Raw genomic sequence first — 14355 nt, forward strand, 5'->3', positions numbered from 1 at the left:
GGTCACGCGCGGACACCTCCGGCAGCTTCGGCCATCGAGACGTCCGTCCTCAGGCAGCGCACGCCATGACCCGCCCCGACATCCACCACGGCCGGCAGCGCGGCACGGCAGCGCGCGTCGACAATCGCGCAGCGGTCGGCGAAGGTGCAGCCTGCGGGTAGATCGGCGAGCTCCGGCACGGTGCCGGCAATGGTCTTGAGGCGCGTCCCCTTGCGCGCGCCAAGCCGCGGGCGGGCGCGAAACAGGCCCTGCGTGTAAGGATGCCCCATCCGCGTGAACACGGCATCGATGGCGCCGCTTTCGACGACGGTGCCGCCATACATCACCATCATGCGCTGGACGTTCTCGGCGATCACGCCGAGATCGTGCGAGATCAGGATCATCGACATGCCGCGCTCCTCGACCAGATCCGCGATCAGATCGAGGATCTGTCCCTGGATCGTGACGTCGAGCGCGGTGGTCGGTTCGTCGGCGATCAGCACGTCGGGCTGGCAGGCGAGCGCCATCGCGATAGTGATGCGCTGGCGCTGTCCGCCGGAGAACTGGTGCGGATAGGCATCGACACGCTTGGCGGCATCCGGCAAGCCGACGCGATCGAGCAAGGCAATCGCCTCTTTTCGCGCTTCGCTCGCCGAGCATCCCGTGTGGCGGCGCAATGGCTCGGCAACCTGCCGTCCGATCGTGTGCATCGGATTGAGCGCGGTCATCGGCTCCTGGAAGATCATGCTGATGCGGTTGCCGCGCAGCCTGCAGTAGCTTGTATCAGACAGGCCGACGAGCTCCGCGCCGTCGAGCCGGATGCTGCCGCTGACGACGGCGCTGTCAGGCAACAGCCCCATCAGGGCCAGCGCGGTGACGGACTTGCCGCAGCCGGATTCGCCGACCAGTCCCAGCGTCTCGCCGCGCCGGAGCGAGAAGCTGACGCCGCGGACGGCCTGCGACGGGCCGCGGCTGGTGTTCAGCCTGACGCCGAGATCCTTCACCTCGATCAGCGGAGCACTTGCCTCGCTCATGCTCAACGCTCCCGTGCCAGCCTTGGATCGAGCAGATCGCGCAGCCCGTCGCCGAGGAGGTTGAGGCCGAGCACCGCGGTCGCGATCGCGGCGCCCGGATAGACCGCAAGCATCGGCGACTGGAACAGCAGCGTCTGCGCGTCGTTCAGCATGCGTCCCCACGACGGCTGCGGCGGCTGGGTGCCGAGGCCGAGATAGGACAGCGCGGCTTCGGCCAGGATCGCGAGCGCGAACTGGATCGTCGCCTGCACGATCAGGATCGACAGGATATTCGGCAGCACATGTTCGACGGTGATGCGGAAGCCGCCCTTGCCGGCGGCGCGCGCGGCGAGGATGAACTCGCGCGCCCAGATCGCATTGGCCGATCCACGCGTGACGCGGACGAAGGTCGGAATCTGGAAGATGCCGATCGCGGTGATCGAGGTCAGCATGCCCGGGCCCACGACGGCGGCGAGCATGATCGCGGACAGCACGGCGGGAAAGGCAAAGGTGAAGTCGCTCATTCGCATGATGAGTTCCGCGGTCCACCCCTTGCGCGCGGCCGCGATCAGCCCAAGGCAGACACCGAACGTGAGGCCGATGCCGACGGCGATGACGCCGACCATGATGGTGGAGCGCGCGCCGAACAGGAGCAGCGAGACGATGTCGCGGCCGAGCACGTCGGTGCCGAGCCAGTGCGCGGCCGAGGGCGGGTGCAGCTTGGACGCGACGTCGATGTCGTAGGCCGACCACGGCGTCCACACCAGCGACAGGAGGGCCGCTCCCAGCACCAGCAGGCTGAGTGCAGCCCCCAGAACGAAGCTGCGATGGCGCAGCGCACGTCGCCAGAAGCCGGTTGCCGGCTTCGCGCCAAGCGCAACCGCCGGGGCATCAGCTGGAATGATCAGCGGCGCGCTCACAGGTTGCCGACCTTGATGCGCGGATCGATGAAGGCATAGAGCACATCGACCACGAAGTTGACGACGACGACCATGGCCGCGAGCAGCATCACGCAGTTGCGCACCACGATCAGGTCGCGGTTGGCGATCGACTGGAAGATCAGACGGCCGAGGCCCGGCAGATAGAACACGTTCTCGATCACGATGGTGCCGGCGAGCAGATTGGCGAATTGCAGGCCCATCACCGTCATGACCGGGACCATGGCGTTGCGCAGCACGTGGCGCCACAGCACCTCGCGCTTGCCGAGCCCTTTTGCACGCGCGGTACGAACGAAGTCCTCGCGCAGCACCTCCAGCACCGCGGAGCGCGTGACGCGGGCGAGGATTGCGGCCTGCACCACGGCGAGCGAGATTGAGGGCAGCAGCAGCGAGCGGATACCCGGCCAGATGCCGTCGTCCCAGCCGGCAAACCCGCCCGCCGACAGCCATTGCAGCTTCACCGCGAACAGCAGGATCAGGAGGATCGCGAACCAGAAATTCGGCAGCGCGATGCCGACCTGGGTCAGCGACATCACGCCGACGTCGCCGAGCTTGTTATGATTGGCGGCGGTGTAGATACCGGCAGCGAGCGCCAGCACCACCGTGATCAGCATCGACATCATCGCGAGCGGCACGGTCAGCACCAGCCGTTCGCCGATCAGTCCGGCGACCGGTGTGCCGTAGACATAGCTATTGCCGAGGTCGCCGACCGCCATGCCCTTGATCCAGAGCAAATAGCGGTAGGTCAGCGGCTGGTCGAGCCCGAGCTTGACGGCGAGCGCGCGGACCGCGTCGGGCGAGGCATCGGCGCCCATCAGCATCTGCGCGGCGTTGCCGGGCAGCGCGTCCAGCACGAGGAAAATGATCAGCGAGGCGGCGAACAGCGTCGCCGCCAGGGTCAGGATCCGCCGTAGGATGAACAGGCTCATGCGCGCCGGAATTCAGTGCAGAGTGACATCGTATCGAACTGGAGCCGCAGTGAAGGTTCACCTCTCCCTTGGGAGAGGTCGGCGCGTAGCGCCGGGCGAGGGGTACGGTCTCTCGTTGTAGCAGCGCCCCCTCACCCGATTTGCTGCGCAAATCGACCTCTCCCCGCTGGGGAGAGGTGAACCGAGTCCGCGGCCGAACCGATTCAACAAGATTCATTCCCCTTGATGCTTCGAAACAACGTTTCAACAAGTTCGGGGCCGAATGCAAGTCTTTCGCGTCGTTCACGATCAGGACGGCCAGCGGCCGAGCAGAGTGCTCGCCGCCTCGAACAGCGCCGCGGCGCGCAGCAGTTCCGCATCGGCGCGGAAGCGGCCGACCAGGTGCAGACCGATCGGCAGGCCGTCGCGGCCGAAGCCCGAGGGGATGCTGATCGCGGGGTGCCCGGTCATGTTGAACAGCATGGTCCAGGGAAACCAGTGCGGCCGCACGCTGTCGAAGCTCCGGCCGTCGATATCGATGGTGCCGAACAGGTCCTGGTCGATCGGCAGCGCGGTGCGGGTCAGGGTCGGCATCGCGAGCCAATCGCCGCGCGCGAAGAGCGACTGCACACGCCGGAAAAGCGCGGTGCGGTCGAACATCGCCTGCTGGTAGTCGACGCCGCTGACCTTCGCGGCAAGCGCGAGCTGTTTGAGGAAGGTCACGCTCAGATCATTGGGATGATCGGCCGCGAGCTTCTCGAAGCGGGTGCGCCAGACCGTGTGATTGATGGCGCGCCAGACCGGCTCGATGTCAAAACCTTCGCCGGGAAACTCCTCGAGCTCCGCGCCGAGGCTGGCGAGCCGGTCGAGGCTGGTCTTGAATGACGCCGCGACGTCCGCACTCACCGGCCGTCCCGGCGGCGACAAACAGAACAGGACTTTCTTGCCCCTGAGATCGCCGCGGGGCGCGGCCATGTCGAGATAATCAGGGACGGGCGCACCGATCGACCAGGGATCGGAGGCGTCCTCGCCCGCCATCGCCTGCAGCATCAATGCTGTGTCGGCGACGGTGCGCGTGGTCGGCGTGACATAGGTTTGGTTGCCGAAAGCGTCCTGCACCTGGCTGTGCGGGATCACGCCGTTGCTCTGCTTGATCCCGACGACGCCGTTGCAGGCCGCGGGAATCCGGGTCGAGCCGCCACCATCGGTCGCAACCGCCAGCGGCGCGATGCCGCTCGCGACGGCCACCGCCGCGCCGCCGCTCGAGCCGCCGCTGGACCGTTCGGCACTCCACGCATTGCGCGTGCGGCCGAACAGCGGCGAGTCGGTCAGGCACTTGCTGCCGAACTCCGGTGTCGTGGTCTTGCCGATCAATATTCCGCCCTGCGTACGCAGCCGGGCCACCGCCACGGCGTCGTTGTCAGGCACGTTGTCCTGATACGGCACCGCGCCAAAGGTCGTCCGCACGCCCTTGGTGTTGACGATATCCTTGACCGTGAACGGAATGCCGTGCAGCAGCCCGAGCGGTTCGCCGGCCATCATTTGCCGCTCGGCGGCATTTGCCTGCGCCATCGCCTGGTCGCCGCACAGCGTGATGAAGCAGTTCAATTCGGGCTGCAAACGCTCGGCGCGCGCAAGCACCGCGCGGGTGACCTCGACGGGGGACAACTCCTTGCGGCCGATGCGGGCGCGCAGCTCAGCGGCAGGCAGGAAACAGAGATCGTCGCTCATTCGGGACAGGCGCTCGCATCAGATATGGTCGATGGCCGGCATCGTGCCGCGCGCGGTGGCTCAAGTCCATCGCGTCGGGCGCATGGCCTCACCCCGCACGGCCACGGTCCCGCATGGCCTACCAGGTGTCGGCGGGCAACTCGCGGCTGCGCGGCGGATCGGCGCCCGCACGGGTGCAGGTGAAGGCGGCGCATTTGCAGGCGAAGGACAGCACCCGCCCGAGCTCGGACGCGCTAATGGCACGCAAGCGCTGCCGCTCGATGCGTCCAAGCCGGTGCAGCGCCGCCAGCATCGCGGCCTGGAAACTGTCGCCGGCGCCGATCGTATCGACCACTTTCACCACTGGCGACTCGACCTCGATCGGCCCGGCCTGCCGGTGCCAGGCGCAAGCGCCGTTGTTCCCGCGCGTGATGACAACAAGGGATGCCCCCTCCGACAGCAGCGTCTCCGCCCTGTCGGCGTAGGGCTCGTCGCCGAAGAGATAGGCGAAGTCGACGTCGGACATCTTCACGATGTCGGCCTTGCGGCAGAACGTCAGCATGCGCGCGCGGTAGGCATCCTTGTCCGCGACCAGGTTCGGCCGGCAGTTCGGATCGAGCGAGATCGTCACGCTCGCCCGTGCATCGTCGATGAAGGCCAGCGTCTCGGCCGCGCCCCCGTCGTTGACGAGTGTCGTCGAACCGGTGTGAACGCACTCGACATCGCTGAGCGCAATCGCACCGCGCCGGTAGACCCAGTTTCGCGACGCCGTATCCGCATCATAGAAGGCGTATTGGGTCTCGGTCCCGATCACGCGCGCGAACGCCAGCGTCGCCTGATGATCGCTGCGTGTCGCGTAGCTGATATCGACGGCCGAGTTTGCGGCGTGGTCGGCGATCATCTTGCCGAATGTATCGCTGGAGATGCCGCCGACGAAGCCCGTCGGGACATCGAGCCGCGCCATCCCGATCGCGATGTTGAGGCAGGAGCCGCCGACCGCGGGCGTCAGGGCCTCGCGTCCGTCCGCCGTCTTCGACGGCAGGAAATCGATCAGCGCATCTCCGCAACTGAGCAGCATGATGCAAACACCTTTAGGTCGGGAGCGCTTCGCCGGGCGCCTTCGTCATGGCCTCGCGCGCGCCGCGATCGAGCTCCCGCAACATCCTGTGCACGCCGCGCTTCCGGCGATGAAAATCGGCCATCTCGGGCTTCGTTGGCTCGCTCAGGCGCCCGAGCGCCGACATGCCGGCCATCGCCGCGTTGATCGAGTTGTGCCCGCCGCTTGCGACCGCGCCCAGCATCGCAGCGCCCAGCAGCACCGGCTCCTGCGTCTGCGGCAGCGCCACCGTGTATCCCGTGGTATCGGCCATGATCTGGCGGACCAGTGGGCTGCGGCTCGCGCCGCCGCCGATCACGATGGTCTTGCCACTGGCGCCATGGGCCTGCAGCGCGTCGATGACGTCGGCGAGGCCATAGGCGAGCCCGCACAGGCCGGCGACGAACAGCCGCTCCATCGCAGACACATCGGTGTCGAGATCGAGCCCCGCGATCACGGCGCGCGATCCCGGATCGGCATAGGGCGAGCGGTTGCCGAGGAACTCCGGCAGGACGTGCACATTGCGCGCCAGCAGCGCCGCGGCGCCCGCACTGCCGGCCCGGGTCAGGATGCGCTTCTCGAGATGCTCGATGACATCGATGCCTTCCGCCTTCGCCGCGGCTTGAACATCGGCATGCGCCGGATGCGATTTGAGCAGATGATCGATCGCCGCACCGGCTGCGGATTGACCGCCCTCGTTCAGCCAGAAGCCCGGCACCATGCCCGAGTAATACGGCCCCCAGACGCCCGGCACGAAACAGGGCTCGACGGTGGTCGCCATGATGCAGGCCGACGTCCCCATGATGTAGGCGAGCCGCTTGCAGACATCGACATCGGCGCCGGATCCGTCGCGGCCGCCGATCGCGCCGACCCCGCCGGCATGGGCATCGATCAGCGAGGCGCCGACCGCCGTTCCCGGCAGCAGGCCGAGGTCGCGGGCGGCATCCTCCGACAGCCCGCGGCCGAGCGGCGAGCCGGGCGGCACGATCTCGCTGCCGATCCGCGCGAAGCGGTCGGCGGCCAGCGCCTCGAGCCCGACCCGCTTGAGGAAGGCTTCGCTCCAACCGCCCTCGCCTGCCACATAGGTCCATTTGCAGGTCACCGTGCATGTCGAGCGCGCCAGCGATCCGGTGGCGCGGAACGAAAGATAGTCGGCGAGGTCGAAGAAGTGCCCCGCGACGGCGAAGGTCACGGGCAGGTGCCGCTTCAGCCAGAGGATTTTCGGGATCTCCATTTCCGGGGAGATGACGCCGCCGACATAGCGCAGCACGCGATCGCCCGTCGCGTTGACCAACGCGGTTTCCTCCATCGCGCGGTGGTCCATCCAGACTACGACATTGCGCGCGTGATCGCCCGACGGGCTCACCGTGAGCGGCTGTCCGGCCGCATCGAGCACCACGAGCGAACAGGTCGCGTCAAAGCCGATCCCCTTGACGTGCTTGGCCGCGCCCCCGGCCTCGCGCATCGCGCCGCGGACGGAGGCGACGCAGGCCGCCCAGATGTCCTCGGACGACTGCTCGACGATGTCGCCGGCCTCGTGCCAGACGCGGATCGGATGCCGGGCCACGCCCAGCAGTTTGCCGACCTCATCGAACACCCCCGCCCGGGCGCTCGCGCTCCCGACGTCCACGCCGATATAGGCTTGCCGCATCGCCGCCCTATCTCTGTTTCAGCATGATCGCCGCGCAAACGCGTGCCGCATTTGTCGCGAGAGAGAACCATTCTCCGCTGTCCCGGATCATGCTCCAGTTCGACGCAAGCCTACCAGCAAGTGTAGCCGCCATCGACCAAAACGATGCTGCCGGTCATCAGGCTGGCGGCCTCGGAGGCCAGGAACAGGACGACGGAGGCGATCTCGTCGACCTGGCCCATCCGGGCCATCGGGGTTCCGCCGATCCAGGCGTCGTACATCCTGGGGCTGTTCTTCACGAAGGCGTTCAGCGGCGTCTCGATATAGGTCGGCGCCACCGCGTTGACGCGAACGCCCCGCGTCGCCCATTCGGCGGCCAGCGACTTGGTCAGATGGTGCACCGCGGCCTTGGACGCGTTGTAGAAGCACTGTTCCTGCGGCTTGTTGACGATGAAACCGGACATCGAGCCGACATTGACGATGGTGCCGGACTTCGCCTTCAGCATGTGGTTGCCGAAGGCCCGGCAGCACCAGAAGGTGCCGTTCAGATTGACATCGATGACGTTAAGCCAGTGCTCGTCGGTCACGGTCTCGGCCGGCGTTTCGCTGCGCGCGATTCCGGCATTGTTGACGAGGATGTCGACCTTTCCATATTTGCCGACCAGCTCGTCGGCGACCTCGGCGACGCGTTTCGAATCGGTGACATCCATCAGCGCGATCTCGGCGTCAAAGCCCTTCGCCTTCAGCGCTGCCTTGGCGTCACTGGCGACTTTCGCGTCACGGTCCCCGATGATGACCTTGGCGCCGGCTTCCGCCAGCGCCTCGGCGCAGGCAAGCCCGATGCCCTGGCCGCCGCCGGTGATGATGGCGGTCTTGCCGCCGAGCTTGAATTTCTCGAGGTACATTTTCTTCTTCCCTTGCCGTTAGCCTGAGGATCGCAGGCGCCCGCCCCCGGCCTGAGCTGTTCCAACCCTGGAAGTCGTCCGCGTCTTACGTGCGGATCGCCTTTCCGTTGTCGTCGAAACGATGGATGCGGGCCTGATCGGGGATCAGCGACACGCGATCGCCGGGGCTCAAGCCGAGCTCGCCGACATAGCGCGCAGTGAGCGTTCCGAGCGGCCCTGCGTCGACATAGAGGAAGGTGTCGCTGCCGAGATGCTCGGCGACCGCCACCGTGCCCTGCCAGCCCTGCCCGTTGCGCTCGACCTTGAGGTGTTCGGGCCGCACGCCGATGGTGGCGGCCCCCTGCTGTTTCGCAGGCTCGCCGGTGATGAAATTCATCTTCGGCGAACCGATGAAGCCGGCGACGAACAGGTTCGCCGGCTTCTCATAGAGCTCGAGCGGCGAGCCATATTGCTCGATCTTGCCGCCGTTCAGCACGACGATCTTGTCGGCCATGGTCATGGCCTCGACCTGGTCGTGGGTGACGTAGATCGCCGTGGTGCCGAGCTGCTTCTGCAGCCGCGTCACCTCGAGCCGCATCTGCACGCGCAATGCGGCGTCGAGATTCGACAGCGGCTCGTCGAACAGGAACGCTTTCGGCTCGCGCACGATGGCCCGCCCGATCGCGACGCGCTGGCGCTGGCCGCCGGACAGTTCGCGCGGCTTGCGGTCGAGATAGGGCGTGAGATTGAGCGTGGCCGCGGCCGCCTCGACCTTGCGGTTGATCTCATCCTTCGCGGCGCCGGCCATTTTCAGCCCAAAGGCGATGTTGCCGCGCACGCTCATATGCGGATAGAGCGCGTAGGACTGGAACACCATCGATAGCCCGCGCTTGGCCGGCGGCACATTGACGACGTTGCGTCCATCGATCAGGATGGCGCCGCCGGTGACGTCCTCGAGCCCCGCGATCAGCCGCAGCAGCGTGGTCTTGCCGCAACCGGAGGGCCCGACGAAGACGACGAACGAGCCATCGGCAATATCGAGGTCGGCGCCCTTGATGATGTGGACCGGCCCGAACGATTTTTGTACACCCTGCAGCGTAATCTGACCCATGGCGAAAGCCTTTCTGCTACTTGACCGCGCCGAAGGTCAGGCCGCGGACGAGCTGCCGCTGACTGAACCAGCCGAGCACGAGAATGGGCGCGATCGCGAGCGTCGACGCCGCCGACAATTTCGCCCAGAACAATCCCTCCGGGCTCGAATAGGACGCGATGAATACGGTGAGCGGCGCGGCTCCCAGCGTCGACAGATTGAGCGTCCAGAACGCCTCGTTCCAGGCCAGGATCAGGTTGAGCAGCAGGGTCGAGGCGAGCCCCGGTATCGCCATCGGCGTCAGCACGTAGATCAGCTCGCGCCCGATCGTGGCGCCGTCCATCCGCGCCGCCTCGAGGATGTCCTTAGGGATCTCCTTGAAATAGGTGAACAGCATCCAGATCACGATCGGCAGGTTGCCGAGGCACAAGATGACGATCAGCCCGGTGCGGGTGTCGAGCAGGCCGAGATTGCGGTAGATCAGATAGATCGGCACCAGCACGCCGACCGGCGGCATCATCTTGGTGGACAGCATCCAGAGCAGGACGTCCTTGGTCCGCTTGGTCGGCGAGAACGCCATCGACCAGGCGGCTGGGATCGCAATGAGCATCGCGATCAGCGTCGATCCGCCGGCGATGACGATCGAGTTGAGCGCGTGATGGAAGTAGTCGCTGCGCTCCTGCACGGTGACGTAGTTCTCGGTCGTCCAGTGGAAGAACAGGAACGACGGCGGAATCGCGAAGGCTTCAAGCTCGGTCTTGAAGCTCGCCAGCACCATCCAGAGGATCGGGAAGAAGATCACGAAGCCGACCAGCCAGGCCGCCACTGTCGAGATCACCTTGCGCCGTGTCGTCACCATCCGCGCCATGACGCTACGCCTCCAGATTCCGGCCGACGATACGAACGAGGAAGAAAGCGACGATGTTGGCGAGAACGACTGCAACCAGGCCGCCCGCCGAGGCGCTGCCGACGTCGTACTGGATCAGCGCCTGCGAGTAGATCAGGAAGGCGATGTTGGTGGTCTGCAGGCCGGGACCGCCGCCGGTAGTGACGAAAATCTCCGCGAACACCGTGAGCAGGAAGATGGTCTCGATCAGGATCACCACTGTGATCGGACGCGCCAGGTGGGGCAGCGTAATGTAGATGAAGGTCGAGATCGCGCTGGCACCGTCCATCTCCGCCGCCTCCTTCTGCTCCTCGTCGAGCGACTGCAGCGCGGTGAGCAGGATCAGAGTCGCGAACGGCAGCCACTGCCAGGAGATGATCAGGATCACCGAGAACAGCGGTGCGTCGTTGAACCAGTCGATCGGAGCCATCCCGAACAGCTTGGCGATCCAGGCGAACAGGCCCGACACCGGATGCATCAGCAGGTTCTTCCACACCAGCGCGCTTACCGTCGGCATCACGAAGAACGGCGCGATCACCATCAGGCGGACGATCGAGAGCCCGACCACCTGCTGATCGAGCAGGAGCGCCAGCGGCACGCCGAGCAAAATCGTGATCGCGAGCACCGATCCGACCAGCACCAGCGTATTCTGCAACGAGGCGAGGAAGGCCGGATCGGTGAGGAAGTAGCGGAAGTTGTCCAGCCCGACGAATTCCTCGGAGCCGGGATCGAGCAGATTGTAGTGCAGCGTCGCAAAATAGATCGTGAGCGCGAGCGGCACGATCATCCAGATGAACAGCAGCGCCACGGCGGGACTGAGCAGTGTACGCGCGAGCAGCTGGGTCTGCTGGGTCGCCATCCCCGCCTCCTTTTGGGAAAGGAGCGACCACCCCGCTGCGGGACAGGATGGTCGCGAGTGGCCTGGCTCGGGAGGGTTGAGCTGGGCCGGGTTGAAGGCCAAGGCACTGGTCAGTCGCGCGCCTTGGCTTCTTGCTTGAGCATCGTCCTTCCGGAAAGCAGCTGCACACTTGTCCGGATGCAGCCTACTTGATGTAGCGCGCTCGCTTCATTTCGCGCTCGGTCGAGGACTGCGCAGCCGCGAGCGCGGCATCGACGGAGGTGGAGCCGGACAACGCGGCCGAGAACTGCTGGCCAACCGCGGTGCCGATACCCTGGAACTCAGGGATCGCCGCGTATTGCACGCCGACATAGGGCACCGGCTTGACCGTCGGCTTGTTCGGATCAGCCGCATCGATCGAGGCCAGCGTCATCTTGGCGAAGGGCGCGGCCTTCAGGTACTCCGGGTTCTGATACAGCGAGGTCCGCGTGCCCGGAGGCACATTGGCCCAGCCTTCCTTGGACGCGACGAGCTTGGTGTAGTCCTTGCTGGTCGCCCAGGCGATGAACTTCTCGGCCGCGTCGACCTTCTTCGAGCCGGCCGGGATCGCGAGACTCCAGGCCCACAGCCAGTTGGCGTTCTTGCCGAGCCCGGTGTTCGGCGCCAGCGCGAAGCCGACCTTATCGGCGACCTTGGAATCCTTCGGGTTGGTCACGAAGGACGCGGCGACGGTGGCGTCGATCCACATCGCGCATTTGCCGGCATTGAACAGCGCGAGGTTCTCGTTAAAGCCGTTGGAGCTCGCGCCGGGAGGGCCGGCCTGCTTCATCAGGTCGACATAGGTCGTGAGCGTCTTCTTCCATTCCGGCGAGTTGAACTGCGGCTCCCACTTCTCGTCGAACCAGCGCGCGCCAAAGGAATTAGCCATCGCGGTCAGGAACGCCATGTTCTCGCCCCAGCCGGCTTTGCCGCGCAGGCAGATGCCGTAGACGCCGGCGGACTTGTCGGTCAGCTTCTTGGCGGCATCGACCACGAAGTCCCAGGTCGGCTTTTCCGGCATGGTCAGTCCGGCCTTCTGGAACAGGTCGGTGCGATACATCGTCATGGAGCTTTCGCCGTAGAACGGCGCGGCATAGAGCTTGCCGTCGACCGACACTGCGTCGCGGATCTTCGGTAGAAGATCATTGACGTCGTAATCGGCGCCGAGCTTGTCGAGCGGCACCAGCCAGTTCTTCTTGGCCCAGATCGGCACCTCATAGGTGCCGATGGTCAGCACGTCGAACTGGCCGCCCTTGGTGGCGATATCGGTGGTGACGCGCTGGCGCAGCACGTTCTCCTCAAGCGTCACCCACTTGACGGTGATGTCCGGATTCTTCGCGGTGAAGTCGCTGGTGAGCCCTTGCATGCGGATCATGTCGCCATTGTTGACGGTCGCAACCGTCAGCGTGGTCTGGGCGATCGAGGGGCCAGAGAGCAAAAGGGCAGCCGCGCCCGTAACGGCGCAAAGGACGTTCTTCAAGGTGACCTCCCATATGCCACGTTGAGCATATGCCCACGTGTTGAGCGTATGTTCAACCTGTCCCCCAATTTTGTCAAGCGCGCGGACGCGCCGGCGGGCGCGATTGTCGGCGCCTTGACACCCTGGGATCGAGTTATTGCAGACGCGAAAGGCGCCTAGTGATCGAGGACCGCGCGCGCGGTCGCCTCGTCCGTGATGAGGCCGTTGACCACGCGGCCCGCAAGCGCGGCCTTGATTGCCGGCACCTTGGCGGCGCCGACCGCCGCCGCGATCGTGGTGGATACCGCAGGAATCTGCGGTGGAATGCTGGTCAGCCGCTTGTTGGTGCCGCCCTTGATGAGCCGTCCCTTGGCGTTATAGGCCCAACCCGTCACCTCGCCGGCCGCGCCGAGCCGCATCATCTCCAGCAGTTCCTCGCGCGTGACGAAGCCATCGACATGCACCTGGGCTTTCTGGTCCATCTGGCCGATGCCGATCAATCGGAGATCGGCCTTGGCGGCGACCGCCCTCACCCTTGCGATCGGCTCGATGCGGACCATGCGGTTGCGTTCGTCCTCACTCGACATCAGGAACGGCAACGGCATCGGGTAATGGCGCGCACCGGTGCGGTCGGCCAGCCGCCCGACCGTGTCATAGAAGCTTGCCGAGCCATCGGCGGAGATGTTGCCGACCAGCGAAACGATCTGGTGATCGGGCCGCTCGATCGGCGAGACGCGCTCGACTGCGGCGCGCACTGCGCGACCGGTGCCCAGCGCCACGATGACCGGCGTCTCCGAGCGCAGCGTCATCTCCAGCAGATTCGCGCTGCGCTCGGCGATCCCGGCGGTCGACAGCGGCGCCGCCGGATCGGTCGGAACGACCTCGCAATGCACCAAATCGAACCGCTCCTTCAGCCTGGATGCCAGCTCCATGCAGGCCGCAATGGGATGTTCGAGACGAAACGTGATCAGCCGCTCCGCCAGGCACAGCGACACCAGGCGCTGCGCGGATGCGCGCGACACCTGCAGCATCTTTGCGATCTCGTCCTGGGTGTGGCCGGCGATGAAATAGAGCCAACCGGCGCGCGCCGCATCGTCGAGGCGGGACTTTTCGTTGTCGGGCGCAGCCATCCTGTATCAGCCTTCCGTCCAGAAATCCGTCATCGCAGCGAAGATTCGATCCGCTCCGGCATCGCGCAGCAGAGCACTGCCGTCCCGCAACCGATAGTGGGCGCCACCGACAAATCCCCACACTTTCATTCCCGCCGCCTTCGCCGCCAGCACGCCGCTGATGCTGTCCTCGATGACAAGCGTGCGGCACGGATCGAATCCCATCCGGCCTGCCGCATGCAGAAATAGATCGGGCGCCGGCTTGCCGCGCTCGACCATCTGGGAGGTGTAGAGCCGTTGCGCGAAATAGGACGCCAAGCCCGTCAACTCCAACGAAAACTTCACACGGTCAAGGTCGCTCGACGACGCGACACAGCAGGGCAGCCGCAATTCCGTCAGCACGGCCGCGACGCCGGGTATCGCCTTGAGCTGGGCTCGAAAGGTTTCGCGGACGCGCCCAGCCAGATCGGTCAGAAAGTTCGCAGGCACAGCCTGTCCGGCGGCCTGGCAGTATTCGAGAACCGCCGCCGTGCTGCGACCGAGGAAGCATTCGAGCGCCTGCTCGGTGCTCATCTCGATGCCCGCCCGTGTCAGCGCATCCGACAGACAGCGACAGCTCAACTCCTCACTGTCGACGAGCACGCCGTCGCAGTCGAAGATGACGAGGTCGGTCTCTGGGAGCCGGAATACCATCCCGGCATGAGATCATATGCTCAAGCGATGAGCAATAGATCACAATTTCGGACCGGCGATCGATGCTGTACGACAAGGCCAAG

13 protein-coding genes are annotated in these 14355 nt (G+C 65.7%); all 13 read right to left on the reverse strand.

The features are described 5' to 3' along the window. Positions 1 to 2: 2 nt before the first annotated feature. Positions 3 to 1013 (reverse strand): ABC transporter ATP-binding protein, encoded by a 1011-nt coding sequence (locus MTX23_RS30300; protein WP_280973780.1) that lies wholly within the window; start codon positions 1011 to 1013, stop codon positions 3 to 5. Between the two features lie 2 nt (positions 1014 to 1015). Further along, a complete protein-coding gene (locus MTX23_RS30305; RefSeq protein ID WP_280973781.1) occupies positions 1016 to 1912 on the reverse strand; it encodes an ABC transporter permease in 897 nt (298 codons plus the stop codon). Beyond that, positions 1909 to 2859, reverse strand: a complete 951-nt coding sequence (locus MTX23_RS30310; protein ID WP_280973782.1) for an ABC transporter permease — start codon at positions 2857 to 2859, stop codon at positions 1909 to 1911. The genes MTX23_RS30305 and MTX23_RS30310 overlap by 4 nt, the downstream gene beginning before the upstream one ends. Positions 2860 to 3147: 288 nt before the next feature. Then, entirely contained in the window at positions 3148 to 4569 is a 1422-nt protein-coding gene (locus MTX23_RS30315) for an amidase (RefSeq protein WP_280973783.1), read from the reverse strand. Positions 4570 to 4687: 118 nt separating this feature from the next. Continuing rightward, positions 4688 to 5626 (reverse strand): carbohydrate kinase, encoded by a 939-nt coding sequence (locus tag MTX23_RS30320; RefSeq protein ID WP_280973784.1) that lies wholly within the window; start codon positions 5624 to 5626, stop codon positions 4688 to 4690. A gap of 13 nt (positions 5627 to 5639) precedes the next feature. Continuing rightward, the gene (locus tag MTX23_RS30325; protein ID WP_280973785.1) at positions 5640 to 7295 is read right to left on the reverse strand and encodes an FGGY-family carbohydrate kinase; all 1656 of its coding nucleotides are present in this window, start codon (positions 7293 to 7295) and stop codon (positions 5640 to 5642) included. A gap of 110 nt (positions 7296 to 7405) precedes the next feature. Further along, the gene (locus tag MTX23_RS30330) at positions 7406 to 8179 is read right to left on the reverse strand and encodes an SDR family oxidoreductase (protein WP_280973786.1); all 774 of its coding nucleotides are present in this window, start codon (positions 8177 to 8179) and stop codon (positions 7406 to 7408) included. An 85-nt stretch (positions 8180 to 8264) separates the two neighbouring features. Next, complete coding sequence (locus MTX23_RS30335) at positions 8265 to 9269, reverse strand: ABC transporter ATP-binding protein (protein WP_280973787.1); 1005 nt, start codon at positions 9267 to 9269, stop codon at positions 8265 to 8267. A 16-nt stretch (positions 9270 to 9285) separates the two neighbouring features. Beyond that, on the reverse strand, positions 9286 to 10116 hold the full coding sequence (locus tag MTX23_RS30340) for a carbohydrate ABC transporter permease (protein ID WP_280973788.1): 831 nt from the start codon (positions 10114 to 10116) through the stop codon (positions 9286 to 9288). A gap of 4 nt (positions 10117 to 10120) precedes the next feature. Next, on the reverse strand, positions 10121 to 10993 hold the full coding sequence (locus tag MTX23_RS30345; RefSeq protein ID WP_280973789.1) for a sugar ABC transporter permease: 873 nt from the start codon (positions 10991 to 10993) through the stop codon (positions 10121 to 10123). Between the two features lie 184 nt (positions 10994 to 11177). Further along, positions 11178 to 12491, reverse strand: coding sequence for a sugar ABC transporter substrate-binding protein (locus MTX23_RS30350; RefSeq protein ID WP_280973790.1), 1314 nt, complete (start codon positions 12489 to 12491; stop codon positions 11178 to 11180). A 155-nt stretch (positions 12492 to 12646) separates the two neighbouring features. Continuing rightward, positions 12647 to 13600: a sugar-binding transcriptional regulator gene (locus tag MTX23_RS30355; protein ID WP_280973791.1), complete on the reverse strand. Its 954-nt coding sequence runs from the start codon at positions 13598 to 13600 to the stop codon at positions 12647 to 12649. Positions 13601 to 13606: 6 nt separating this feature from the next. Then, positions 13607 to 14272: an HAD family hydrolase gene (locus MTX23_RS30360; RefSeq protein WP_280973792.1), complete on the reverse strand. Its 666-nt coding sequence runs from the start codon at positions 14270 to 14272 to the stop codon at positions 13607 to 13609. Between the last annotated feature and the right edge of the window lie 83 nt (positions 14273 to 14355).

This window comes from Bradyrhizobium sp. ISRA436 (assembly GCF_029910015.1).
In the GTDB taxonomy this organism is placed as follows: domain Bacteria; phylum Pseudomonadota; class Alphaproteobacteria; order Rhizobiales; family Xanthobacteraceae; genus Bradyrhizobium.

Bases quoted from the DNA above. Each gene is read 5' to 3' on its own strand.
- MTX23_RS30355 (WP_280973791.1), bottom strand. From the start codon at position 13,600: ATGGCTGCGCCCGACAACGAAAAGTCCCGCCTCGACGATGCGGCGCGC.
- MTX23_RS30330 (WP_280973786.1), bottom strand. From the start codon at position 8,179: ATGTACCTCGAGAAATTCAAGCTCGGCGGCAAGACCGCCATCATCACC.
- MTX23_RS30320 (WP_280973784.1), bottom strand. From the start codon at position 5,626: ATGCTGCTCAGTTGCGGAGATGCGCTGATCGATTTCCTGCCGTCGAAG.
- MTX23_RS30315 (WP_280973783.1), bottom strand. From the start codon at position 4,569: ATGAGCGACGATCTCTGTTTCCTGCCTGCCGCTGAGCTGCGCGCCCGC.
- MTX23_RS30310 (WP_280973782.1), bottom strand. From the start codon at position 2,859: ATGAGCCTGTTCATCCTACGGCGGATCCTGACCCTGGCGGCGACGCTG.
- MTX23_RS30345 (WP_280973789.1), bottom strand. From the start codon at position 10,993: ATGGCGACCCAGCAGACCCAGCTGCTCGCGCGTACACTGCTCAGTCCC.
- MTX23_RS30360 (WP_280973792.1), bottom strand. From the start codon at position 14,272: ATGGTATTCCGGCTCCCAGAGACCGACCTCGTCATCTTCGACTGCGAC.
- MTX23_RS30340 (WP_280973788.1), bottom strand. From the start codon at position 10,116: ATGGCGCGGATGGTGACGACACGGCGCAAGGTGATCTCGACAGTGGCG.
- MTX23_RS30335 (WP_280973787.1), bottom strand. From the start codon at position 9,269: ATGGGTCAGATTACGCTGCAGGGTGTACAAAAATCGTTCGGGCCGGTC.
- MTX23_RS30300 (WP_280973780.1), bottom strand. From the start codon at position 1,013: ATGAGCGAGGCAAGTGCTCCGCTGATCGAGGTGAAGGATCTCGGCGTC.
- MTX23_RS30325 (WP_280973785.1), bottom strand. From the start codon at position 7,295: ATGCGGCAAGCCTATATCGGCGTGGACGTCGGGAGCGCGAGCGCCCGG.